The sequence below is a fragment of the Paenibacillus sp. FSL R5-0636 genome (assembly GCF_037974255.1).
GTDB lineage: Bacteria > Bacillota > Bacilli > Paenibacillales > Paenibacillaceae > Paenibacillus_AQ > Paenibacillus_AQ odorifer.
In genome coordinates this window covers 1,219,178-1,244,493 of record NZ_CP150232.1, presented here as the reverse complement: position 1 = coordinate 1,244,493, position 25,316 = coordinate 1,219,178, and the positions used below count along the sequence as shown (strand labels likewise).

Sequence of the window (25,316 nt, the reverse complement as noted above, 5' to 3'; positions counted from 1 at the left end):
CAAATCACCTCGAATCCCTTGCTTTTCACGACCAATAGTGTCTCTCGGGTCCGAAACTCGCTCAAAAAACCCTAAAACACGCGAATAGCTGCATCTGAGTCCTTTAGCACAGTTCTACCTTGTTCTTTCCTATGTCTCTATCATTTCTGCCCTATGTCTCATACATTACTGCCCTACGTCTCATACATTACTGCCCTACATCTCATACACTTCTGCCCTATGTCTCATACATTTCCGCCCTACGTCTCATACATTACTGCGTCCGCTCATTTGCCCGTTACCGTTAGCACAGTTACCTACCACATCTGCACCAAAACTCCACCATTTTTCCACCACATCTCCACCACTTCTCCACCACATCTCCACCACTTCTCCACCACATCTCCACCACTTCTCTACCACATCTCCACCACATCTCCACCACGCTCCGCTCCAGTCCCAGACTAACTGCGCTGCACATTTACCCGTATCCCATTCTACCGAAGCTCAACGCACCAGCCCCCAAACTAACTACGGTTTTACCATCGAAGATCAGCTAGCGCATAAGCACATTAGTTGCGGACTCCAGAGACCCTATTTGCAACAAATCCGCTGTTTTGAGATGCTATCGGACTCCAGCGCAGTTATTTGCTCTAAACACCTCGAATCCCTTGCTTTTCACGACCAATAAGGTCTCTCGGGTCCAAAACTCGCTCCAAAAACCCTAAAACTCGCGAATAGCTGCAACTGAGTCCGTTAGCAAACTAGTTCATTTTTGATTGGTAGTTAGTTCGTGTTTAGTTAGCTTTTCGTTCGCTTCTTGTTTCATTTCTGGGTTAGTTTCTAGTTCGTTTCTTATTAGCTCCTACTCGTCTCTATCTCCTCCCTATCTCTTTGCCAGCTCATTTCTACTCCCTTCCGCTCTTCCGTTCTTTCATTCCGATCTTCCGTTTTCCCCTCCCATTCTGCCGTTCTCCCCTTCCGCTCTTCCGTTTTCCCCTCCACCCCCACTACACACAGAAAAAGCCATGATTCTCTTAATAGAGAATCATGGCTTTCTAAATTGACCTTACACCCACCACATACCCTGAGGTTGGTCATGAATAAGAATGGATTGCAAATTGGTTACTGCACGTTGGAAGCCTTCGTCAACCGTCATAAGAGGGTCTTCATGCTCGATGCTCACCACGTAATCATAACCGTAAGTGCGCAGCGCGCTCATGATATCTGACCACTCAGATATGCTGTGCCCGCAACCAACGGAGCGGAAGGTCCATGCGCGGGTCTGCACATCGCCATAAGGTTGCATATCGGTCAAACCATACATATTGATGTTGTCCTGATCCAAGTAAGTATCCTTGGCATGGAAATGGTGAATCGCGCCAGCTTTACCGAGAATCTTAATAGCACCTACAGGATCAATACCTTGCCACCACAGATGGCTCGGATCCAGATTGGCTCCAATAGCATCGCAAGTTGCTTCTCTAAGCTTCAAAATCGTATAAGGGGTATGGCACAGGAAGCCGCCATGCAGCTCGATGCCGATCTTAACGCCATGCTCCTCGGCCAGCTTGCCGATTTCCTTCCAGTAAGGGATCAGCTTATGTTCCCACTGCCAGGTTTTGATGTCGCTGTACACGGTAGGCCAAGGCGTGACTGGCCAGTTCGGTGCTTTTGCCTCATCGCTGTCCCCAGCCGTTCCCGAAAAGGTGTTCACGACCTTAACACCCATGAGTGAAGCCAGCTTGATCGATTTACGGAGAATTTCATCTCCAGCGCGGGCTTCTTCTTTATCTGGTGAAATCGGGTTATTATGGCAACTGAAGGCACTGATCATAATGCCACGTTTCGTGAACTTTTCCAAATATTCTTGACGTGCTGACTCGCTGGCAAGCAGCTCATCTGTCGGACAGTGAGCATTACCGGGATTACCACCCGAGCCGATTTCTACCGCATTCAAACCTGCGGCGGCGATTTTATCTAACATCTCGTCAAGACTCAAGCTTCCAAATACAGGATCAAATACGCCTAATTTCATTTATACGACCACCTTTTCTTTGATAGGCTCTAAGGCTTCAGAATGTCCGTAAACCGGATAGTCACGTTTCGTTGGGGCACACCAGTTCACGCCATTGATGATAACTTTTTGAATATCCTTGTTGTAATAGGTTGGGTAAGATTCATGACCAGGCTGGAAATAAAAGATCTTCCCGCTGCCTCTACGGTAGGTCGATCCGCTTGGGAAGACGTTGCCGCCTTCGAACCAGCCGACAAATACAAGACTCTCTGGTGCTGGCACATCAAAATGCGCACCGTACATTTCCTCTTGCTCCAAGTCGATGTATTCACCAATACCCTCAGCAATCGGGTGACTTGGGTCCATGACCCACAGGCGCTCCTTCTCCTCAGCTTCACGCCATTTCAGATCGCAGCTGGTGCCCATTAATTTCATAAAGATTTTGGACATATGGCCCGAATGAAGCACTACAAGTCCCATACCTTGCAGCACTCGCGCATGTACACGGTTTACAATCTCATCACTTACTTCATGATGGGCGATATGTCCCCACCAGATCAGTACATCCGTGTTATCCAATACCTCTTGCGTCAGTCCGTGCTCTGGTTCATCCAGCGTAGCTGTCTGAGTGTCCAGTCCTGCTTCTTGAAGGAAGCTGGCCAGTTGTCCATGAATACCTTGCGGATAGACCTTAAGAATTCTTTCTTCCTGCCGTTCATGACGGAATTCATTCCATACGGTTACTCTTGTCACTTGGGACACACTCCTAGTTCATATTTATCTATGACCATCGAATTTGCTTAATTATTCAAAAAACACAGGCATTCCAGTTTCAGAGGATTTATAAATAGCCTCCAAGATGCGAGTCACAACCAACGCCTGCTCCGGCTTCACTACAGGCTCGGTGTCATTTACAATGCTGTCAATCCACTGAGCTGCCTCTATCATCGCAGGATCATCTCCCGCACCATCATAAAAGTCGACGCCACCGGCATCCAGACCGATATGCTTTTCAAAGGTTTTACCGTAGGCTTCTCCGTTAATGCGCAGACCGTTCTCCATATCTGCTCCGCCTTCAGTCCCACAAAGTACCGTTTTGGCCTCACCGACATCGAGTGTATTCAGTGCCCAGCTTGCTTCTAAGACGATGGTAGCCCCATTCTCCATAGTGATGAATCCAATGGCGGAATCCTCAACTGTAAACTTCTCAGGATCCCACGGGCCCCAAGCATTTGCAGCATTTTTACGACCGGACAGCTTATGATAAGCGTTGCCCACGACATATTTAGGTTTGTAATTATCCATCATCCACAGGGTCAAATCGAGCGCATGGGTGCCGATATCAATCAACGGACCGCCGCCTTGCGCTTCTTCATCCAAAAACACACCCCAAGTTGGGACAGCGCGACGACGGATAGCCTTAGCTCTGGCGTAATAGATCTCACCAAGCTCATTATTCTCACATACCGCATGCAGATAAGCTGAATCTGGTCTGAAACGGTTCTGATAACCGATGGTCAGCTTTTTCCCAGTTCGCTCTGAGGCCTCGATCATCGCTTGTGCTTCTGCCGTGGTTTTAGCCATCGGCTTCTCACACATTACGTGTTTGCCTGCTTCCATAGCCGCAATGGAAATCTCCGCATGGGAAATGTTCGGCGTACATACATGAATCACATCTATACTTGCATCGTTAAGAAGCTCTTTATAATCTGTGTAAACTACGGACTGCTCATCTCCAAACTCCGCTTTTGCCTTCTCGGCACGTTCAGCGACGATATCACAAAAAGCAACCATTCGCGCACCTTCTACTTTTTTTAACGCGGGCATGTGCTTGCCGTTCGCAATACCTCCGCAGCCGATAATTCCTACTGTTAAAGTCATTCTGGTCTAACCTCCACTTATTCCTGTTTTGATATCTCTATCATACAAAGCTGAGGAAGGGCTTTCTTCCTGCAATCTTGCTGTATTATTCCCGAATATTGTCTTGTGGTATTTCAGCGGGGATATCCCCGTTGCTTCCTTGAAAAAATGATGGAAGGTCTTCACGCTGCCAAACCCGGCTGCTTCCGCCACGGCAGACATCGGCAGATCTTCATTGATCAAGATCCATTTGGCTTTGTTAAGCCGGTATTCATTTAAGAACGCGATAAAGGTCATGCCCGTGTTTTTCTTGAACAATTTGGTAAAATAATAAGGACTAAAACCCATATAATTAGCTACCTCATTCAGCGAAATAGCCTCCTGATAATGCTGCTCCACATAAATAAAAATCCGCTCTAGTCTCTCCAGTGTTTCTCTGGATTGATTCAGTGTATCTTCCGAGAACTTAGGCTGTTTCTTGATCGGACTCTTTGGCACCTCCCGTAAAATAACGGTCAGCAGTTCAAACAATCTAGCCTTGATTAGAAAAACATACCCTTCTCTTCGCTGTACATCTTCCTCGTAAATACTCTCAATCAGACCTTTGACCTTCGCGGCAGTTGCCACGGGCCATCTTGAACTGGAATACTCCATAAGCGTAAAGACCTCACGAAGTGAGTAGTCATTACCGTTCAAAGCGGCTACTTCTTGGAACAAATTCAGGTCAAATTGAATCACTACCCGTTCACTCTCAGGTGAAGAGAGAAAATAATGCACATCCCCACCATTGATAAACTGAACCTCGCCCTGCTCCATGTGAATAGGGGTATCGTTAATTCCCAGATTCAGGCTTCCTTTAGTAACATAGATAATTTCAATTTCTTTATGCCAATGCGGATAACACAACGTATCACCATTGCAGAGTAAACTGCGGTAAGGAAAGTGCTTATCTACATCCGGAATCTCGAGATAAATATTCATAAATGCAACTCCTTATCCGAGTAAATCATTAAAACCAGGGCTTGCATGCCATATTTTAAAATTTTACGTAAGCGTTTACTCTCTAAATGTTAGACCTCCAATATTCTTTTGTCAATTCCGATATTTCTAAGTAAATTTTTGGTATATACATCGGTATCATTCCTATTAAAAGATTACTGCTCTTGCGTATTTTTGATCATTTTTTTATTTTTTAAGTACAGTTGACAAAAGCGCCTACCAGCATTTATATTCGGGGTAAGCGTTTACGTTCTCTTCCTTCATAACTTACTCTCATCAGCGTAAGCGTTTAATTCAAGGATAACCGTAGTTTAAGGAGCTCATAGGAATGAACCCAACGATTAAAGATGTTGCACAGAAAGCGAACGTTTCCATTGCCACAGTCTCTCGCGTGCTAAACAATTTAAGTGGGTATTCGGACAAAACGAAACAAAAGGTAAATGAGGCGATCAAAGAAATTGGTTATCAACCCAATGCGATTGCCCGGGGTCTAATCAATAAGCGTACACAGACCATTGGTGTAATGTTCCCTAGTGTTTCTGGTGCCTTCTCTTCCGATCTGCTCAAAGGTATTGAAGAATTGGCCAATGAACGGAACTACAGTGTGATGGTATGCAATACCGATCAGGACGGTAAAAGAACGTTGAAGTATTTGCAGCTCCTGAGAGAGAAACAGGTTGATGGCATTATTTTTTCGAGTGAAGTCCTTAAGAAAGAATATTACGATGTGCTAGAAACCATGAGGATCCCCGTTGTACTGGTCTCTTCCCAAACAGAATTCGCCAAGGTCCCTTATGTGAAAGTAGATGATTATCGAGCAGCTTTTGACGCTATCCTCTACTTAATTTCAAAAGGTCACCGCAAAATAGCCATGATTAGTGGAAACCCTAGCGATCTTATCGCTGGTGCGCCAAGAGCAGAAGGTTATAAGCATGCGCTTGAAGCAAATGGCATTCCTTTTGACAGCCGCTATCTTGCTTATGGAGATTTTTTGTATGAGAGCGGAAGTATAGCTATGGAGACTCTTTTGGAGCAAGCGCCTGATGTGACTGCCGTTTTTTGTGCTAGTGATGAAATGGCGATTGGTGCCCTCTCCACCGTTATCAAAAATGGTCTAAGTGTGCCCGAGGATATCTCCATTATGGGATATGACGATCTTGGATTAGCCAAAATGGTTATTCCGCCTTTAACAACAGTACGCCAACCGCTGTACGATATTGGAAAGATCGCCGTGGAGAAGCTCATTCAGATGATTGAAACAGGCGAGTCTGTCAACAGCCAGATTGTCGATCACACAATTGTGGAAAGACAAACGGTAAGATCGCTTACCTAAGTCTTTTTATCAATATTACGTAAACGTTTACCGTCCACTTTATTGCATACCCGTCGCTTAGAAGAACACGAACATCATTTAAGTTTGCAGTCAACGTAAACGTTTACTCTTATCAAATTCACCATAATACCCAACACATTATTAGGAGGATTTATCATGAAAAAAACAATTAAACCCGTAATGGTTAGTCTACTGGCTATGTCCGTGCTTAGCGCCTGCGGTAGCAATAGTGGTAACAATGCGGCTGACAACACATCTAGCGGCGGGAACTCCTCCGGTGACAAAGTGAAAATCGAGTTTTTCCAAAATAAGACCGAAGCCAAAGCTACCTTCGATAAGCTGGTTGCGAAATTTAATGAAGCCAATCCGAACATCGTAGTCACTCAAGTGAACCCACCGGATGCCGAAACCGTGCTGAAGACTCGTGCAGCTAAAAAAGACATCCCTGACGTAGTGGGTATCGGAGCCACTGACACCTACAAAACATTATCCGGAAGTGGTCTGTTTGAAGACTTCTCCAGTGATCCACTTGCTGAAAATATCCAGCCTGCTTATGTTCAAATGCTGAAAGACCTGACGGGTTCTAGCGAGCTGAATGGTCTTCCATTCTCTTCGAACGCAAGTGGTGTCATTTACAATAAAGCGATGTTCACTGAAGCCGGCGTTACTGTGCCAACCACTTGGGACGAGTTCATTGCCGTTGCTCAAAAGTTCAAGGACAGCGGTAAAAATGCTTTTTACCTGACACTTAAGGATTCCTGGACAACCCTTACGCCGTTCAACTCCCTCTCTACAATCATAAAAGGCAATGATTTCTTCAAGCAGCGTACTGAAGGTACTGTGACTTTCGCAGACAGCTTCAACGAAATTGCTGAAAAGCTGCTTAAGCTGACGGAGTTCGGTCAGAAAGATATTTTTGGAAAAGGCTACAATGACGGCAACACAGCTTTCGCAAAAGGTGAATCTGCAATGTATCTGCAAGGGGTATGGGCGATCCCAGAAATCGTGAAGGCTAATCCATCCATTGAGCTTGGTGTATTCCCTTTCCCAGCGACAAATGATGCTGCTAACAATAAGGTCATTTCTGGCGTAGACACATTGTTGACTATCTCTAAGAGCACTAAACATAAAGAAGAAGCTAAAAAATTCGTTGAATTCCTGCTCCAGCCTGAGAATGTCAGCCTCTACATTAACGAGCAAAAAGCATTCCCAGCTGTGCAAGGTGTAACACAAGATGATCCGACAATGGACGGCTTCAAAGCAGCATTTACCTCAGGTAACTTGGCCGACTTTGCGGACCACTACATCCCAAGTGCAATGAAAGTGGATACCATCAATCAAGCCTTCCTGCAAAAGAAAGATGTTGATGCGTACCTGAAACAGCTTGATAAAGAATGGGATAAGGTAGCTGACCGGAAATAACAAGACCTGACAAATAAGAGCCGAGAAAGAGAACGGGACTCCCCCTTCTCTTTCTCTTTTCCAAGGAGGATTACATGATGGCCAAACGCCGAGTCGCCTTTTATCTAATGACTATACCGGCATTGCTTCTTTTCTTTGCCTTTCACACCTTTCCTGCACTGCAGGGTATTTATTATTCGTTCACTAACTGGGACGGCTTCAGTGACAGCTTTGATTACGTAGGATTTAAGAACTTCATTAACATTTTTCAAGACGAAAATGTGCTGAATTCATATGTGTTCACTTTTAAATATGCCATCTTAACAACTATTCTCATCAACATCATCAGTTTGTTGATTGCGCTTGGGCTTAACGCCAAGATTAAAGCCAAAAACTTTTTCCGCGGTGTATATTTCCTGCCTAATATCCTCAGCGTGCTGATTGTCGGCTTTATTTTCAACTATTTGTTCGCAAATGTATTCCCTATCTGGGGCGAGAAGCTTGGCAGCGAATTCCTTTCGCAGAACATTCTCGGCAACTCCGATTGGGCCTGGATCGGTATCGTCATTGTAGCCGTCTGGCAGGGAATTGCTTATAACACGATTCTCTATCTGGCAGGTCTACAGACGATTCCGCAAGATCTTTACGAAGCCTCCAATCTGGACGGCGCTAGCCGCTGGAGAGAATTCTGGAGCATTACTTTTCCAATGCTTGCTTCCTTCTTCACGATCAACATGGTGCTGGCGATGAAGGGCGGCTTAATGGTATTCGACCAAATCGTAGCCTTGACAGGTGGGGGACCCGGACGTTCAACACAATCCATTGCCCACTTAATCTATACAGGCGGCTTCCAAGGCGGAGAATTTGCCTATCAATCGGCGAACGCCGTGATTTATTTTATCGTGATCGTTGTGATCTCCGCCCTTCAGCTTAAATTTCTGCAGAAACGGGAGATGGACTTATGATCAAAAAATCAAGCAACTGGCCTGCAACGATTCTTATCGCGCTAGGCTCACTACTGATCCTTTTTCCGCTGTACATGACTATTGCTATCGCGCTAAAAAATCCCGAGGAAATGGCTCAATCCATCTTTTCACTGCCGACTGGCCTGCATTTTGAGAACTTCGCCAATGCCATTAAGGCAACTAATTTCTTCAACGCCTTGGGAAATAGCGCCACGATCACAATAACATCAGTAGTGTTCATCTTGCTTACCAACTCCATGGTAGCCTACGCGATTGCCCGCAATATGAACCGAAAATTCTTCAAAGCGCTCTACTTTTACTTTATCAGCGCAATGTTTATTCCTTTCCAGATTATTATGCTGCCTGTGGTCAAAGTGACAACGGATCTGCATATGAACAACATTTTGGGTCTTATTATTCTATACATTGTTTATGGCTTGGCTTTTAACGTGTTTGTATACACTGGCTATATCCGCTCTATTCCTTATGAGCTAGAGGAAGCTGCCACAGTAGATGGTGCAACGACATTCGGAACGTTCTGGAAGATTATCTTCCCACTTCTTGCTCCGGTCAGTGCAACAATTGGTATTCTCTCTTGTCTGTCGACTTGGAACGACTTTATGCTGCCGCTGATTCTGCTCGGTGATCAGGATTCATACACACTTCCGCTTGTACAGTATGTCTTCCAAGGTCAATTCAGCACAGATTTCAACTTAGCCTTTGCTTCGTATCTGCTCGCTTTATCCCCGATGCTCGTGGTCTATTTGTTCGCGCAAAAATGGATTATAAGTGGACTAACATCAGGGTCCATTAAATAACTAAGATTTATATAGAGAGATAGGAGAGTTATACATGGATAAGAAATGGTGGAAAGAAAGCGTAGTTTATCAAATCTACCCCCGCAGCTTCAAAGACAGTAACGGGGACGGCATCGGTGATCTGCAGGGCATTATCTCGAAACTCGATTATTTAAATCAGCTTGGCGTCGACGTAGTCTGGTTATGCCCGGTATACGAGTCGCCAAACGACGATAACGGCTATGATATCAGTAACTATCAAAGTATTATGGATGATTTCGGAACACTCTCTGATTGGGAGGTACTGCTAGCTGGACTTCATAGCCGCGGCATGAAGCTGATTATGGATCTCGTGGTCAACCACTCCTCTGATGAGCACGCTTGGTTCGTGGAGTCCCGCAAATCGCAGGATAATCCTTATCGTGATTATTATATCTGGCGGCCGGGCCAGGACGGACAGACGCCTAACGACTGGGGCTCCTTCTTCAGCGGTTCGGCTTGGGAATTCGATGAGAAGTCGGAGGAATATTACCTCCATCTCTTCTCGAGAAAGCAACCCGACCTGAATTGGGATAATCCTAAGCTGCGCCAGGAAGTCTACGATATGATGACCTGGTGGCTGGACAAGGGTATTGACGGATTCCGCATGGATGTAATCAACTTGATTTCCAAAGTACCGGAATTACCTAGCGTTGCCCCAGAAAATAACGGAGAACAGCCTGCCTACCACTTTGGAGGCGAGTATTTCGTTAACGGACCACGTGTACATGAGTATATGCAGGAAATGAACCGTGAGGTCCTGTCCAAGTACGATATCATGACAGTGGGCGAAGCCGTTAATGTCACTCCAGAAGAAGCTTCACTGTATGTTTCCGAGGATCGTAACGAGCTTAACATGGTATTCCATTTCGAGCTCATGGACGTCGATTCCGGACCTGGAGGTAAATGGAATGTGCAGCCTTGGAAGCTGGCGGACATCAAGTCCATCATTTCCAAATGGCAAGTCGCGCTGGACGGTAAAGGTTGGAACAGTCTGTATATGAACAACCACGATCAGCCGCGTATGTTATCCCGCTTCGGAGATGATAAGTTATATCCGAAAGAATCTGCCAAGATGCTGGCAACACTGCTGCACACGCTCCAAGGCACACCTTACATCTATCAAGGTGAAGAAATCGGCATGACGAATGTACAGTTTAATTCCATCAACGATTACAAAGATATTGAAATCTTGAATATGTATAAAGAATACTTGGCTGCCGGACATTCGGAAGAAGCTATCATGAACTCCATTTACATTAAAGGCCGGGACAATGGCCGTACGCCAATGCAATGGAACGCCGAGCCGCAGGCAGGCTTCACGACGGGCTCTCCTTGGATAGCCGTAAATCCTAATTACAAGGAAATTAATGTGGAACAGGCGTTGGCTGATCCTGATTCTATTTTTTACTATTATAAGAGACTTATTGAGCTACGCAAGCAGCATGAAATTATCGTATATGGTAGCTATACGATATTGGCTGAAGAGAACGAGCAAATCTATGCTTATCTGCGTACTCTTGGAGAAGAACAGCTACTGGTTGTATTGAATTTCTTCGGAGAGCCTGCGACCTTCGAGCTTCCTCCCACTGTGAAATTTCAAACGAAGGAACTGCTTATTGCCAACTACGAGGTAAATCCAGAAGAAGAACTAAATACAATTCAGCTTCGCCCTTATGAAGCTCGTGTGTATAAGCTTAAATAATTACCCCCTTGCATGGAAACAACAAAAAGGAGCCTCATGGCTCCTTTTTACTTTCCTCCAACAGCTACCGGATTGACCTGTACCTGTCCCGCGTTCAATTTCTCAATAATCGCCAGTAAGAAGGTTTCGGCTAGGCTGTTCTTTTTAATCGCTCTGGCGGCTTCTTCCAAGGTAAACCATTCAGCATGATCAACCTCAGTACTCACCTGGCTCAAGTCCTCCGAATCTGCAACACCTATAAAATTCAGCATTAGCGTATTGGATGGCGCGAAGTACAAGCTGCGCATATATTCATAAGCGACGATATCAAGTCCTACCTCTTCTTTTACCTCACGTACGAGAGTCGTTTCCGCATCTTCACCTTTGTTCACGTATCCTGCGAGTAATATGTAGTCTGGCCGATTATATTGTTGAATTAATAAAATCTTGTTTTTCTCCCTGTTTAATACTGCTGTACTAATCGCCGTGCTGAAAATAGGGAATCGGAACATTTCACATGCATTACAATAAGGTACCTGCCCTTCCCCATCGGCTTCTTTCATTACTAACGCAGTCCCACATTCCAGGCAATACTTCAAACTGATCGCTTCCTTCTATTCTAAGTTAGCCTAATTCTACTCCAATTGAGGAGGAATCCGGTGATACGTAGCTTGTTCAAACCCGTATGCTAAGGCTATGAGCGTAGGCTCGCTATAAGCTTTTCCGGAAAAAACAACACCAAAAGGCCCCCTGGTCGAATCCCCATCCGCATCAATAATGCCTTGAGATACATATCCCGCCGGAACGGTAACTAATGGATAACCTAAGCGTGCGGCAATATACATGCCATCTACATCACCAGGCAGCAATAACGCGTCTAAACTATATTGTTCCAACACATAATCTATTCCTTGCTCAAGCGCTAATTCCTTGTATTCTTGTCTCTTCTCTTCATAGGCCTCTTCAGTTAATGTTACTTCTTGTGATCTTGTCAGGGTGTCTTGCCCATATTGCAAGGCAATCTCAGCATGTCTTTCATTATAGGCTATCAATTCCTGCAAAGAGTGAATCGGAACGGAATCATCTACTTGTGCTAAATACTGGTTGAGCCCATTTTTAAATTCATAACAAATCACATCATTATTCCAATTCTGTTGTTCAACATGTACTGTGACAGGATCTACAATGGTAGCCCCTTCATTCTTCAAGGTCAAGATAGCTGCTTCCATAATTGCAAGCCTCTCAGCGTCTAAATGCTTATAATAATGCCGTGGAATACCTATTCTTGCTTGTCGTATAAAGCTTTTATCTAAACTTGAAGTATAGTCTGTATTAGCGTATTTTTCGCTTGAAAATGTTGCTGAATCGTTGGCGTCCACTCCGGTTAATGCCCCTAAAATAATTGCCGCATCTGTAACCGTTCTAGCAATAGGCCCAGGGGTATCCTGACTTACTGAAATGGGAATGACTCCAGTACGGCTGACTAATCCCACCGTAGGTTTGATTCCGGCAAGAGCATGTTGGCTGGCTGGACCGACAATAGATCCTGCGGTTTCCGTTCCGATCGCTGCTGCTGCCAGATTCGCTGCTACGGCTGCCGCAGGCCCAGAGCTGGAACCACTGACAAATACCGTCCCAGGTCCATACGGATTCAGTACAAGCCCTCCCCGCGAGCTATATCCCGCAGGCATTGTACTAGACATAAAATTAGACCATTCCGACATATTCGCCTTTCCAAGTAAAATAGCCCCCGCCAATCGAAGCTTGGCCGCTACAAATGAATCTTTTGCCGCAATTGATCCAGCTAAAGCTACAGAACCGGCACTTGTATGCATCTTATCCGCGGTGTCTATATTATCCTTCAATACAATAGGAATACCGTGCAGGCTCCCCCGGCTCCCTTTTTCTGCTCGTTCTTTATCGAGTGCTCGCGCGATTTGTATAGTCTCTGGATTTATTTCTAAAATAGAGTTTATGTCTGTATCGTATTTATGGATCCGCTCCAAATATACTTGAACTATATCCTCTGAGGTAATTAAACCTGCTTCCAGAGCCTCTTGCATTTTAATTATATCCGCCTCAATAATCCATTCCTGAAGTTTATTCTTCATACGAATAACTCCTTCCAAAAAAAATAAAATTGCCTCTAGTATAAACCTACCACAAAATTTCACCTCAATAATATGGAGAGTTTAACTATAGTTATATTCAGCTATTTGACTCCCTCGGCTACAGATGATAGGGTATTTTCGAAGTTAAATTTTTCCGGGAGGGAACACCCATGACGGAAGTAAAGCTTAGCATCGGATACGACGAATTCGAAGAAGGTCAAAGAATTGGCAAAGCAATTGAGAAGTTAAGCAGCAGCGCTGAAAGTGCGTCACTAACCAGCCTAATTATTGGTGATTGGGGGCAAGCCTACGAGAATAGCTCCGATGAGGTTGTGGATGCGCTGGTTACGCATAGTGCAAGCTTCCCTGCTTTACGCAAGCTTTTTATTGGTGAGATGGGTTATGAGGAGTGCGAGATTTCTTGGATTACCCAAAGCGATCTATCACCGCTGTTGCCTGCTTTTCCAGAATTACAATCACTCACCATTCAAGGTGGAAATGAGCTAAGCCTCTCAGAGCTAAAGCATGACAAGTTAGAAAAGCTAATTATTATTACTGGTGGCTTGAGTAAAACCGTGCTTGAAAATATTGCAGCCAGCCAATTGCCGAATTTGCGTAAGCTGGAACTATATCTTGGCGTAGATAACTACGGCTTTGACGGAAGCCTCGCAGATATTCTACCTCTTTTAGAAGTAGGAAAGTTCCCTAAACTTACCTATCTGGGATTAAAAAATAGCGAAATACAAGATGAAATCGCCGGTGCAGTAGCAAATGCTCCAATTCTGGATCAGTTGGATACGCTAGATCTATCTCTGGGTACCCTCAGCGACGAAGGTGCTGAATTGCTTCTTGCCAGCGAGAGAATTAAAGGACTAAAAGCATTGAATCTAAGCCACCATTTTATGTCGGATGAGATGATCAGCCGCTGGCAGCAGAGTGGATTGCCTGTCGATGTCAGCGACAAACAGGAAAGCGATGATGAGGAAGACTGGCGTTATCCTTCCATCACAGAGTGACCCCCCTATGCGGCCGATGATCGTTATCGGTATTCCTGGGGATAAACGGACTAGCGGCATTCAGCAAGCGCGTTCCGATCTCGGAATGCCACCCGCCATCATTTTATCGTACGCTGAATTTCTGCAAGGTCAATCGTTAGGTGATCTGCTGGAAGTGCAGAAGCAGCAGTTATCCAGCCAGCCGGCTGTTTATAACGGAATAGATCTCAGTGCGGCTCCCCCGCTGCTGAGATTGGAATCGCCTGGAAGCAGCTTTGAAGTAGAACGTGCCTTAATCGCTCTTGGCGCACCTGATGCCGTTGATGTTGACGATTCGCTGCATCCCTACGCTGAAAGACCTGATCCGCGCCCACTCCGTGTGAAGGTAGCTCATCAATTGAAGGAGATGCAGGGTGTCCTGCATCATCCTTCGCAATGGTTCCGCGGTTATTGCCGCATGCTGGCTAGACTACAGCGCGAAGCCAAAGAGGTTTGTCCAGGTTCGCTATGGTTAAATGACCCCGCAGACATTGCGGCCATGACCGATAAACGGCGGACACAACAGATTCTAAGTGAGGCAGGCATCACTATTCCTCGTCCATTAGGCGTGGAACAGCAGCCTACGGACTATGCCTCTCTCCGTGAGATGATGATATCCCGGCGAATGCACCGGGTATTCATCAAGCTAGCCTTCGGCTCTGCCGCTTCCGGGGTGATCGCCTATCAGCTCCATCCCGTTACAGGTGCCGAAGTTGCCTTAACTACAGTAGGGGTCGAGAATTACATCACCCGACCGCCCATTTACTATAATTCCGGTAAACTGCGGCGGTACACAGATGCCGCCACGATCTCCGGCATTATTAACTGGATTTATCGGCATGGTGGTTATGCCGAGCAATGGATTCCTAAGATCGGCCATAACGGCAAAGCCTTCGATATCCGCCAGCTCGTGGTTCTTCGCGAAGCCTGTCATGCAATTGCTCGTGTAAGTTCCACCCCAATTACGAATCTGCATTTACGCAGCCAGCGGATGTCTCCTTCGGAAGCCGGTCTATCAGAATTCATACAGGAGCAGGTACGAAATACCGCGTTGCAAGCGCTGGCGGCATTTCCCCGTTCTGGAGTTGCCGGGATAGACGTGCTGATATCTGGAGGATCGCAGCAGTGTTTTGTCGCCGATGTTAATCCTTTTGGCGATTTGCTATACGATGTGAAATACCGTGGCTGCAGCACCTACGAATGGGAAATGAAGGTATTGACCGCCAGAGACTATATTACTCATCCCTCAACACCGCTTATAAAGGAAGGATCCTCTTAATGGATATGAACACTATCGTTGGCACCCATGACATTCTAATGATCACACTCGATACCCTTCGATACGATGCAGCTACTATGGAGGAAGCGAACTGCCCGAACCTGTGCGGAACGGGATCCTGGGAGAAAAGACATACTCCCGGCAGCTTTACTTATGCGGCCCATCACGCTTTTTTCGGCGGCTTCTTGCCTACTCCAGCTACAACGGATAAAACCGAGCATATCCGCATGTTCCATTCCCGAAATACCGGAATGAAGACGCATCCTCATACATGGCTGTTCGATACGCCGGATATCGTGTCAGGACTTGCTGCTGAGGGCTATCGTACGGTTTGTATTGGAGGCGTTATTTTTTTCACCAAAAAAAATCCACTCGCTCGTGTGTTGCCAAGCTATTTCCAGCAAAGCTACTGGCGGATGACCTTCGGTGTGACCAATCCGCGTTCCACAGAGCATCAGGTGAACCATGCCTTGAAGCTGCTAAAGGATACTCCTAGCGAGCAAAGATTGTTTATGTTCCTCAACGTCTCTGCCATTCACGGACCAAATCATTATTTTGTACCTGGTGCTAAAAAAGACTCTGTAGACAGCCAGCGCGCCGCTCTTCGTTATGTGGACGGTGAACTGGGCCGGTTGTTCGATGCGTTCCGGGAACGCGGCAATCCGGTCTTCTGCCTGGCTTTTTCAGATCATGGAACCGCTTATGGGGAAGATGGCTATCAGGGGCATCGCCTTGCCCACGAGACGGTATGGAACGTCCCTTATCGGGAGTTTATTTTATAATATTTATAACAAGGAAAGGATGGAGAACTGATATGACGTTATCGTCCTTCTCTTTAGAAGAGCTTCACAAGTGGAAAGACAGCATTACTGCTCACCCTTACCGTTCTTATCTGTATTCCTATCCACACAAAACGGCTTACAGGGATTTGCAGCCTCCGATGCCGCTAGAAACACTCTGGCGTGATGAGCCTGCGGAATCTTTCTTTCTATATATGCATATTCCGTTTTGTGGCGCACGCTGCGGATTCTGCAACCTATTTACCCTGCCTGATAAACGTGCAAATGTTCATGCCACATACGTGGATGCACTGGAACGCCAAGCAAAGCAATGGGCGGAATTCACCAGACACAGGCCTTATGCCCGTTTTGCGATCGGCGGTGGAACTCCCACCCTGCTGGCAGCAGATCAGCTCCGCCGCTTGTTCCATATTGCCGTTGATACGATGGGACTGGATACAAATACAGCCTCCATCTCAGTGGAAACTTCACCGGAGACGATTACCGAAGAGAAGCTGAATATTCTTAAAGAGTATACGGTGGATCGGGTCAGCATGGGCATCCAAAGTTTTGTTGCAGCTGAATCGGCAGCCATCTATCGCCCACAAAATCCGGATGAGGTGTATCGGGCACTAGAGCTGCTGGGGAAATATGATTTTCCCATACTAAATTTAGATCTGATCTACGGGCTTCCGGGGCAGACGGTCGACTCTTGGCTATATTCGCTCAATCAAGCGATCAGCTTTGAGCCAGAGGAAATTTTCATCTATCCGCTCTACACTCGAGAGCATACGATTGTGAAGCCTGGTGATATCCAGCGTCAGGACGATATTCGCCTAGACTGCTACAAAGCCGCTGGTCAGCTGCTTAGAGCGAGAGGATATCGCCAATACTCCATGCGTCGTTTCGCCAAGGAAGACGCCGGAACAGCTAAACCCATTCTCGATTATAGTTGCCAAGAAGAAGGAATGGTCGGCTTGGGCTGCGGAGCCAGATCCTACACCCGCCATGTGCATTACGCTTCCCGTTATGGGGTAAGCCGTAAAGCAACCGAGAGCATTATTGCTGATTACATTGCGACGGATCGTTACGATACTGCGGATTACGGAATTGTGCTGAGTCTTGAAGAACAGAAACGCCGCTTTATTCTGAAGGCGATTCTACATAGCGAAGGGCTGAAGCTTGAAGATTACAGCCAGCGTTTCGGTCAATCACTCTGGAGTGATTATCCTGAGCTGTCCAACCTGCTTCATTCCGGTCTTGGGCAGGAGGGAGATGGCATCCTGCGTCTTACCACCGAAGGGATGGGTTACTCTGATTCGATTGGGGATTGGTTTATTTCTGGGGAGATCCGAGAGCAGATGGAAAGGTTCGTATTGCCATGAATGCGGTCCTCTACTACCGCGGCTCCCTCACGTCCTGCAACTATGATTGCCCCTATTGTCCTTTTGGCAAAACAAGAGACAGCGCAGCTACGCTCGCCAAGGACCGCCAGGGGCTGGAAGCCTTTGTAGCATGGGCCTCTGAGCAAGGTGCGGCAGGTCATCGGCTTTCTATATTTTTTAATCCCTATGGCGAAGGGCTAATTCATCGCTGGTACAAAGAAGCAATGATTGCTCTCTCCAATATGGACCATGTAGAGAAGGTAGCGATTCAGACCAACCTTTCTGCCAACCTGGATTTCATCTCCCAGCTGAATCGTAAAAAAGTGGCCTTTTGGGCCACCTACCACCCCGGGCAAGTGCGGGAGGATAAATTTCTGTCGCAGTGTTTGACTTTATACGAGAACGACGTTCCGTTTAGTGTGGGAAGCGTTGGAATACGCAGCGCTTTTTCAGCGATAGCTTCACTTCGCTCTGCATTACCAGAGAACGTGTACTTATGGGTCAATGCTTACAAAGATAAACCGGATTATTATACAGCAGAGGATTTTGCCTTCCTTAGCGAGATTGATCCACATTTTTCTGTGAATGCTATGGATTATGAAAGCCTTGGCCAAGCCTGCAATGCAGGAAAAGATGTTTTTTATGTACAGGGCGCTGGGCTTGTGAAACGCTGCTATAAGGACAGAGGGGTCATAGGCAATCTTTACCGTGATGGGCTCGAAGGTCTCTCTGCGGTTAGAAGCTGCCGAATGAAGGTATGCGATTGTTATATCGGTTATATTCATATGCCCGAGCTGAAGCTGCGGAGCATCTATGGGGATGGACTTTTGGAACGAATCCCTTATGGCGCTATGAACAACTGATTTTAAAATTCCAGACAGGGTTTCTTTACTCTCTGTGGAATATGACAAGTAGCCCCCATCTATAGGGGCATAGCAAACACTAAAGTTGGAGGGACAATAACTTATGAACAACATCATTAATTTTGCGCATCGTGGAGCGTCGGCAGTGTGTCCAGAAAATACTATGGCGGCATTTCGCAAAGGTCTTGAGCTGGGTGCAACCGGAATAGAAACTGATGTACAAATGACCAAGGATGGCGGCCTAGTCCTCATTCATGATGAAACTCTAAACCGCACGACAAGCGGAACCGGCTATGTGAAGGATCATACACTCGCAGAACTGCTGGAGGTGGACGCAGGCTCATGGTTCGGACCTGAATTCAAAGATGAGCGCCTTCCATTGCTGGAAGATTTATTAGATCTGCTGCAAGGTAGAGATACCATACTAAATATCGAGCTTAAAAATGGCACTTTTTTATATCCGGGCATGGAGGAAAAAGTGATCGCGGCCGTACGGGATTTCAAGATGAGCGATCGCGTCATTTTTTCGAGCTTCAACCATTATTCACTAGCTTACTGTCAGTCGCTGGCACCGGAGATCAGAACAGGAATTCTGTACGGGGAAGGCTTGTATCGTCCTTGGGATTATGCAGCTACACTTGGAGCGACTGCGTTGCATGCGTATCATTTTGCGGTACTGCCTGAATTCGTCGAAGAAGCTGCAAAGCATGGCGTCGCCTACCATCCTTGGACCGTTAACGATCCCGAGCGGATGAAATATTTAATTGAAGCGGGTGTATCAGGCATTATTACCGATCATCCAGACATACTCGCTGGACTTCTGGCTGACAAGGGAGTGTGATGGTGTGAAAAAAGTCTGGCTGCTCGGATTCGGCTTTTTCAGCATCAGCATTACATGGAGTCTGTATAACGCATTTGTACCTTTTTTCCTCGAAAAATATGTACATAGTGTAGCCCTAATCAGCTTCATGATGACGATTGATAATTACTTCGCCTTATTCTTGCAGCCTTGGATCGGCAATCGGAGTGACCGCACGACCTCGCGTTTTGGACGCAGAATGCCTTATCTTATGATCGGTATGCCCTTCGCTGCCGTGCTGACTATGCTGATTCCGTTTCATACCGGACTATTTACACTGCTTTTATTTATGATGCTGATGAATTTAGCCATGAGTTTATACCGTTCCCCTACCGTCGCTCTCATGCCCGACATAACACCTGAAGAGCAGCGTACAAAGGCTAACGGACTAATTAATTTCATGGGTGGATTCGGATCAATTCTGGCTTTCGGCGTGGGTTCGATCCTCTATAAATCAAATCCTGCGCTGCCGTTTCTCGTTGCTGGACTGATTACCCTGTTATGTCTGTTTATCGTATCGCGCTTCATCAAAGAAAAACGGGATGGTGTGAATATAAGCCCTACGCTTCTATCCGATACAGCGGGGAGCCCTTCTGCGACGATAGTTAAGCCTTCCAGAGTCTCCTTTCGCGGCCAGCTGGATCGTACTACAGTATTTCTACTGGCAGCGATTTTCTTCTGGTTTGTAGCTTATCAAGGGGTCGAAACCTTATTCACGTTGTATGGTAAAAACCATCTGGGCCTCAGTGAACAAGCAGCCTCCTTCTCCCTTACCTTTTTCTCCCTTGCCTTTGTGCTGTTCGCTATTCCGAGCGGTTGGCTGGGTGGGCGATTCGGGAAAAAGAAGATCATTATCGTCGGCGTATGTGGCCTGATGACGGTCTTTGCGCTTGTTGGGTTTGCACAGGACCTGCTGGTGCTTCGAGCGTTGCTCCTGACAGGAGGAATCTTCTGGGCTTGTATCAACATCAACTCTTATCCTTATGTTGTTGCTACGGGGACTGAGGAAAGTATTGGTACTCGAACAGGGATGTATTATTTGGTCTCTTCACTGGCAGCGATCAGCTCGCCTCCTTTGCTGGGGCTAATGATTGATATTTTTGATTACTCCATCCTGTTCTATGTAGCAGCGATTAGTATGGCAGTTGCCCTGCTCTGCCTTTTCTTGATGAAGGGACGCAAGCAAGTGCCCCACAAGTTTCACACACCGGGAGCCTAAAAAAGCGTCAGCCTTAGACATCTATTTATGTCCAAGGCTGACGCTTATATTTTACATTTAACAAACTAATTTTTAAAAACTGAATAACGACCTGTCCCGAGCTGTTTGGCGGTGTACATCGCTGTATCTGCCTCATGCAGCAGCCTGAAATGATCCACCTTGCCATGACTAATGCTGATGCCTATGCTCGCAGATACAAAGAGGTTGTGCTCTCCCAGCTGATAATGTCTGGTCGTCTTCTCCAGAATCTGCACCGCTAACTGCTCCGCTTCCTTCTGATTGCAGCCTTTAGCTACGATCACAAATTCATCACCGCCTATGCGGAAAATATGGCGTTTTCTTTTGCTGGAGAATTGACTTAACCTTCCTCCCACCTCTTGCAGCAGTAAATCGCCCACATGATGTCCTAAGCTGTCATTGATTGATTTGAAACGGTTCAAATCCATAAACAATACGGCTAGTTGCTCATTTACTTTGCAGCGATCCCAAAAGTGATCCATTCCATTCTTGTTTAACAGCCCCGTTAAGCCATCCTTATAGGCAAGTTCCTTAAGCTGCTCTCTTTCCGCCAAAACAAGGTTCAGCCGTGTAAGCAAAAACATTAAAACAGCTATCGTAAGCGCGTATATCAATAACGGAGTGAAAATCCCCCCATTGACCTCTAGAGTTTCTTCTAAGGATTTTTTGCCTAGCTGATGCATTGCCCACAATCCAACGACGATAGTTATAATGGAAAGGCCCGTGTAAACCGCTCTTTGTTTTGGTTCCTTACTAGCAACATCCCGGTAAAATCTCAATACTAAATAACCTACAACTCCTGCGATGATAATGGACATTAACGTTTGTAAATAAATCTGAACCTCTACCACCTTTAATTCGCACATCCTTCTGAACTACAAATAATTAGCTTACTGTACTGCGATACCAATATATAAAAAAGCTCTGAACATTATCTGAACACTTACTCTTTCTCCAAATGCCGCGCACAATTATATAACTCGCAGTTCCATGAGCCATCCGATTCGGATTTTGTTATTCGCGTAATTGACGTATTGTTCAATAATACTGTGCCGTCCAGTTCTGGAAGTAGTCTTCTAAGGCTACTGCGTAAAATTGCACCATGGCTAACGATCAGAATATGACTGCCTGGATGTCTCGCCGCAATTTCTTCAATCACTTCGCTGCCTCTGAGCTCGCTGGCTTCTGGAGTTTCCAAACCCAAATCTAACGTCTTCCAATCGGTTCCCCATCGTTCAATCCGCTCTTGCTGCGTAGTTCCTTCAATAAGTCCCGCATACATCTCTCGAATGCCCGGCGCTAAACCCGTGATCTCAAGGCCTAATCTTTCTGCAATAACCTCTGCCGTTTGCCGCGCTCTGAGTAAATCACTTGAATATATGTGATCCCATTGTTCTGTGCTAAGACGTTCAGCCAGTAGTTGTGCCTGTTGCAGGCCTTCAGCATCCAATGAATTATCCGTATGCCCTTGCACTCTGCCTTCTTTATTCCACGCGGTACTTCCATGGCGAATTAAACCTATTGTAGTCATAAAATCTCCTTTTAGCTAATGAGTCTAGTGGCAGTTGTGATACTGGTTGTAGTGCTAGTTATAGTGCTAGTTATAGTGCTAGTTATAATGCTAATTTCAGTGCTACTTCAGTGCTAATATAAATAATATAATCTATATTCTATCAGATTCACCCTATGAACATTTAAAAATAAAGGTTATCCAAGTTTTTGAACATGAGGTATAATAAACCTTGTCGTTTTTTACAACAGCTACAAGATAAGGAGTAATTGTTTATGATGAAAAAGCTAGGGTCCACTTTGTTTCTTACCTTCTTACTGCTCATTCCACTTGTCGCCACTTGCCCTTCCACTGTTGGTGCAACACCGCTTCCTAAAAACACCGTCTATGTGGACAAGAATAACCATTCATACATACCACTGCGTCTATTAAATAGCTTCACTGGTATACAATCTGTATGGAATCCTAACGAAAAACGTATAAGCATTACGAATGCAGACACAACCATAACGCTTACATTAGGTCAAACCGCTGCGCTCGTCAATGAAAAGTCGGTTACACTAACTGATCTTGCTTTCAGTGATAACGGCACGGTATATATTCCGTTGTCTTTTATCAGCACAACACTTGGCATTCAATTAACTTGGGATAAGGAAGCCTCTTCGTTAACCCTTAAGAGTAATGATATTGCAACCACTGTTCCTGTACAGTCCGGCGCACTAATCAAAGCGGATTCTTCACCAGTTGTCAGCGCTAGTAAAACCTTCAAGGTTGGCGGCAGATCCTTCAAAGCCCAGACGGTTACAGTGTCCCTGCTGCATCCTAAGGTGAAACTTGATGTCGTACTGGCTGGAAATACGGTCGGAAAAGTGGAGGACCTAAGCAGTCTGGCTAAACGTAATAATGCCGTAGTTGCGATTAACGGAACGTTTTTTGATGCCTATACAAAAGGGGCATACAAAGCTCCATACGGTTACATTGTCAGCGGTGGAAAAATGCTTAAAAATAGCTCCGGGGATCGCCGGACGATTTTTACCTATGACAGCAACCATCTAGCGTCACTGATTCCTGGGTTGGATTTCACAAGCCGCTTCGCTTCCGGCTCCATGGAAGGAGCTCTTCAAGCCGGCCCGCGTCTTCTTGTGAACGGCAAGATATCCCTTAATGTTGCGGCAGAAGGCTTCAAGGATCCGAAAATCTTGACCGGCGGCGGAGCACGCAGCGCGCTCGGATTAACACGCGACCATAAGCTCATTCTGCTGACCACTGGTGGAGCCACCATCCCACAGCTGGCAGAAATGATGAAGCAAGCTGGAGCGTATCAAGCCATGAATCTGGATGGTGGTGCATCCAGCGGGCTCTACTACAACGGCAAATATCTAACGTCCCCTGGGCGTCAGATCAGCAATGCGATTGTAGTCAAATATCAATAAAATCTCTTGGCCAGACGGCTACTAAGAATATATGATTCTATTGTACAAAGTGCAATCAGAGGCAGTTTGCAGCGCATAATTGCTATGGCGGTATGATTGCTGTACGACGTATGAAACTACTGTGCAGCATATGATTGCCGAGCTCAAACCCAAAAATCCCCTTGATGACTTACCCATCAAGGGGATTTTTCATAGTACGTTGCCAGTTTAGGTACTGCTGACAGATCCAGTGTTGGGGGCAGCCGGTGCAACTTAATCTGTGTGACCTGAATATTCCCACACCTGCAACCAAACTTCAGTAGTAAAGCCCAATTTCTCGTAGAAAGGCTGCATAGAACCTACGTAAACTTTACTAGCTCCGAGTTGTTTTAAACGGTTAAATCCTTCGTGTAAGACCGCCCGTCCCAGTCCCAGCTTTCGATAATTAATGGATGTGCCTACAGGCTCCAGAACGCCAATTCTATTGCTGCTGTCCCAAAAAATATTACAAAAGGAAACCACTTCGCCCGCGTCATTCACAACGCTAAGATCGAGCTGCGGATTATAACTTGGAGCGTTACTAATATTCCCATAATGCAGCAGTGTGAGTTCTGCCTCCGCCGTTTCTGCATAGTCAAAGGCCATAATATGTCCGAGCGCTTTTGCAGTAACCTCGATCTCATCTCCGCTGCAAATTCTGAAGCCAGAGGGGAGCTCCACAGGAAATTCCTTATCCAATCGCAAGGAGTTTACGCTTTCCTTACCACCCGTTTGATGATACTCCCTCTTACGAGCAACCTCTGCCGCAGAAGTCATATTCTCCGGTATTGGCACATACAGCTCTACGTAACCACCGTTCTCTTCCTCAGCTTTTTGTTCAGCAAAAGCGAACATTTCTTCAAGTAATTTTTCCGGAGGATTCATCTCAGCACACTGAAAATAGAACCCATCGTCCATGCACACTACAGCTGCAAGCTCTCCATTCTCATACTCCCATAAGCCTACTTTTTGTTCCCACTGCTCCAGCGTTCCACTTCTCGTCTCCTGAAAAAAAACAACGAATTCCCAGCGGTCTATAAGCCAGGTATTTGGAGTCTTTAGCTTACTATAACTTTGTATAAGAAAATGACGTACCTTTAGCAGATCTTCTGAACGGTAGCTTCTAAAATTAATGTTCATTTTCCGCGCCCCTCTCTTTAATTTCATATTAAGGGGGATGCAAAATGAAGCATATATCATAATTAGTTATTATTATTTTATACTACCGAATATGATCCGTACGTTCACAAAACAAACATTTCTTGAGTGAAAATTATGAGCTCCACACATCCGTTAACTGCATTTAGTGCAACTATTCCTCAGAATGGTCCTTTAAAAGATAGTTAGTTGTATTTCGTGCAGTTAAATTTCTGGTTTTTCTTTAAATGTACCGAATTCACCCTGTTTAGTTGCACAGAGTGCAATTAAATGGCTTCTAATGAGTATCTACGCAGAAATAAGTGTACAAAGTGCAATTAGAGAAAGTTTTGGAGTTCGCGATCTTCTTCCGGAGGAAATAGTCACTGATCAAGTATTTTCAAGCGATAATTATGAGCTCCACACATCCGTTAACTGCATTTAGTGCAACTATTCCTCAGAATGCTCCTTCAAAAGTTAGTTTAGTTGTATTTCGTGCAGTTAAATTTCTGGTTTTCCTTTAATTGCACTGTATTCACCCTTTTTAGCTGCACTAAGTGCAACTAAACGGCTTCTAATGACCAACAACGCAGAAAT

23 protein-coding genes are annotated in these 25,316 nt (G+C 45.7%); 13 read left to right on the top strand and 10 right to left on the bottom strand.

Annotation, left to right across the window (positions count from 1 at the left end; genetic code table 11):
- Nucleotides 1–246: 246 nt before the first annotated feature.
- The 5 genes from MKX34_RS05350 to MKX34_RS05330 form a co-directional block, all read right to left on the bottom strand.
- Nucleotides 247–402, bottom strand: coding sequence for a hypothetical protein (locus tag MKX34_RS05350; protein WP_179089298.1), 156 nt, complete (start codon nt 400–402; stop codon nt 247–249).
- Nucleotides 403–1,048: 646 nt separating this feature from the next.
- A complete protein-coding gene (locus MKX34_RS05345) occupies nt 1,049–2,017 on the bottom strand; it encodes a sugar phosphate isomerase/epimerase (protein WP_036680409.1) in 969 nt (322 codons plus the stop codon).
- The gene (locus MKX34_RS05340; protein WP_038569006.1) at nt 2,018–2,749 is read right to left on the bottom strand and encodes a ThuA domain-containing protein; all 732 of its coding nucleotides are present in this window, start codon (nt 2,747–2,749) and stop codon (nt 2,018–2,020) included.
- Between the two features lie 51 nt (nt 2,750–2,800).
- Complete coding sequence (locus MKX34_RS05335) at nt 2,801–3,877, bottom strand: Gfo/Idh/MocA family oxidoreductase (RefSeq protein WP_038569004.1); 1,077 nt, start codon at nt 3,875–3,877, stop codon at nt 2,801–2,803.
- A 6-nt stretch (nt 3,878–3,883) separates the two neighbouring features.
- The gene (locus tag MKX34_RS05330) at nt 3,884–4,837 is read right to left on the bottom strand and encodes an AraC family transcriptional regulator (RefSeq protein WP_052096809.1); all 954 of its coding nucleotides are present in this window, start codon (nt 4,835–4,837) and stop codon (nt 3,884–3,886) included.
- 346 nt (nt 4,838–5,183) lie between these two features.
- Here MKX34_RS05330 and MKX34_RS05325 point away from each other — a divergent pair, with 346 nt between their 5' ends.
- From MKX34_RS05325 to MKX34_RS05305, 5 genes are all read left to right on the top strand, one after another.
- The gene (locus MKX34_RS05325) at nt 5,184–6,188 is read left to right on the top strand and encodes a substrate-binding domain-containing protein (RefSeq protein ID WP_076296823.1); all 1,005 of its coding nucleotides are present in this window, start codon (nt 5,184–5,186) and stop codon (nt 6,186–6,188) included.
- Between the two features lie 156 nt (nt 6,189–6,344).
- The gene (locus MKX34_RS05320; RefSeq protein WP_081383933.1) at nt 6,345–7,610 is read left to right on the top strand and encodes an extracellular solute-binding protein; all 1,266 of its coding nucleotides are present in this window, start codon (nt 6,345–6,347) and stop codon (nt 7,608–7,610) included.
- 77 nt (nt 7,611–7,687) lie between these two features.
- Nucleotides 7,688–8,554, top strand: a complete 867-nt coding sequence (locus tag MKX34_RS05315) for a sugar ABC transporter permease (RefSeq protein ID WP_038568998.1) — start codon at nt 7,688–7,690, stop codon at nt 8,552–8,554.
- Nucleotides 8,554–9,372 (top strand): carbohydrate ABC transporter permease, encoded by an 819-nt coding sequence (locus tag MKX34_RS05310; protein ID WP_038574152.1) that lies wholly within the window; start codon nt 8,554–8,556, stop codon nt 9,370–9,372. The genes MKX34_RS05315 and MKX34_RS05310 overlap by 1 nt, the downstream gene beginning before the upstream one ends.
- 34 nt (nt 9,373–9,406) lie before the next feature.
- Nucleotides 9,407–11,095 (top strand): alpha-glucosidase, encoded by a 1,689-nt coding sequence (locus MKX34_RS05305; RefSeq protein ID WP_076296821.1) that lies wholly within the window; start codon nt 9,407–9,409, stop codon nt 11,093–11,095.
- A gap of 47 nt (nt 11,096–11,142) precedes the next feature.
- Here MKX34_RS05305 and MKX34_RS05300 read toward each other — a convergent pair whose 3' ends face one another.
- Entirely contained in the window at nt 11,143–11,673 is a 531-nt protein-coding gene (locus tag MKX34_RS05300; protein WP_076104689.1) for an NUDIX domain-containing protein, read from the bottom strand.
- A 36-nt stretch (nt 11,674–11,709) separates the two neighbouring features.
- Entirely contained in the window at nt 11,710–13,185 is a 1,476-nt protein-coding gene (locus tag MKX34_RS05295) for an amidase family protein (protein ID WP_076296820.1), read from the bottom strand.
- Between the two features lie 170 nt (nt 13,186–13,355).
- Here MKX34_RS05295 and MKX34_RS05290 point away from each other — a divergent pair, with 170 nt between their 5' ends.
- The 7 genes from MKX34_RS05290 (at nt 13,356) to MKX34_RS05260 (ending at nt 20,603) form a co-directional block, all read left to right on the top strand.
- Complete coding sequence (locus MKX34_RS05290) at nt 13,356–14,201, top strand: STM4015 family protein (protein ID WP_076296819.1); 846 nt, start codon at nt 13,356–13,358, stop codon at nt 14,199–14,201.
- Nucleotides 14,161–15,498 carry an STM4014 family protein gene (locus MKX34_RS05285; RefSeq protein WP_339204547.1) on the top strand — a complete coding sequence of 446 codons (1,338 nt, stop codon included), beginning with the start codon at nt 14,161–14,163 and terminating at the stop codon, nt 15,496–15,498. The genes MKX34_RS05290 and MKX34_RS05285 overlap by 41 nt, the downstream gene beginning before the upstream one ends.
- Entirely contained in the window at nt 15,498–16,280 is a 783-nt protein-coding gene (locus tag MKX34_RS05280) for an STM4013/SEN3800 family hydrolase (protein ID WP_076129567.1), read from the top strand. Before MKX34_RS05285 ends, MKX34_RS05280 begins: the two co-directional genes overlap by 1 nt.
- A gap of 32 nt (nt 16,281–16,312) precedes the next feature.
- Nucleotides 16,313–17,662, top strand: a complete 1,350-nt coding sequence (locus MKX34_RS05275) for an STM4012 family radical SAM protein (protein ID WP_076296818.1) — start codon at nt 16,313–16,315, stop codon at nt 17,660–17,662.
- On the top strand, nt 17,659–18,525 hold the full coding sequence (locus MKX34_RS05270; RefSeq protein ID WP_076296817.1) for an STM4011 family radical SAM protein: 867 nt from the start codon (nt 17,659–17,661) through the stop codon (nt 18,523–18,525). Before MKX34_RS05275 ends, MKX34_RS05270 begins: the two co-directional genes overlap by 4 nt.
- Nucleotides 18,526–18,628: 103 nt before the next feature.
- Nucleotides 18,629–19,366 carry a glycerophosphodiester phosphodiesterase gene (locus tag MKX34_RS05265; RefSeq protein ID WP_076296816.1) on the top strand — a complete coding sequence of 246 codons (738 nt, stop codon included), beginning with the start codon at nt 18,629–18,631 and terminating at the stop codon, nt 19,364–19,366.
- Nucleotides 19,367–19,370: 4 nt separating this feature from the next.
- Nucleotides 19,371–20,603 carry an SLC45 family MFS transporter gene (locus tag MKX34_RS05260; protein ID WP_036680370.1) on the top strand — a complete coding sequence of 411 codons (1,233 nt, stop codon included), beginning with the start codon at nt 19,371–19,373 and terminating at the stop codon, nt 20,601–20,603.
- 65 nt (nt 20,604–20,668) lie between these two features.
- Here the strand turns inward: MKX34_RS05260 and MKX34_RS05255 are convergent, their stop codons facing one another.
- Nucleotides 20,669–21,487: a GGDEF domain-containing protein gene (locus MKX34_RS05255; protein ID WP_081383651.1), complete on the bottom strand. Its 819-nt coding sequence runs from the start codon at nt 21,485–21,487 to the stop codon at nt 20,669–20,671.
- A gap of 77 nt (nt 21,488–21,564) precedes the next feature.
- A complete protein-coding gene (locus MKX34_RS05250; protein WP_076296815.1) occupies nt 21,565–22,152 on the bottom strand; it encodes a histidine phosphatase family protein in 588 nt (195 codons plus the stop codon).
- Nucleotides 22,153–22,409: 257 nt separating this feature from the next.
- Between MKX34_RS05250 and MKX34_RS05245 the strand changes: the two genes are divergently transcribed.
- Nucleotides 22,410–23,564 (top strand): phosphodiester glycosidase family protein, encoded by a 1,155-nt coding sequence (locus MKX34_RS05245; RefSeq protein ID WP_076296838.1) that lies wholly within the window; start codon nt 22,410–22,412, stop codon nt 23,562–23,564.
- Nucleotides 23,565–23,816: 252 nt separating this feature from the next.
- Here MKX34_RS05245 and MKX34_RS05240 read toward each other — a convergent pair whose 3' ends face one another.
- The gene (locus MKX34_RS05240) at nt 23,817–24,722 is read right to left on the bottom strand and encodes a GNAT family N-acetyltransferase (RefSeq protein ID WP_076296814.1); all 906 of its coding nucleotides are present in this window, start codon (nt 24,720–24,722) and stop codon (nt 23,817–23,819) included.
- Nucleotides 24,723–25,316 lie beyond the last annotated feature (594 nt).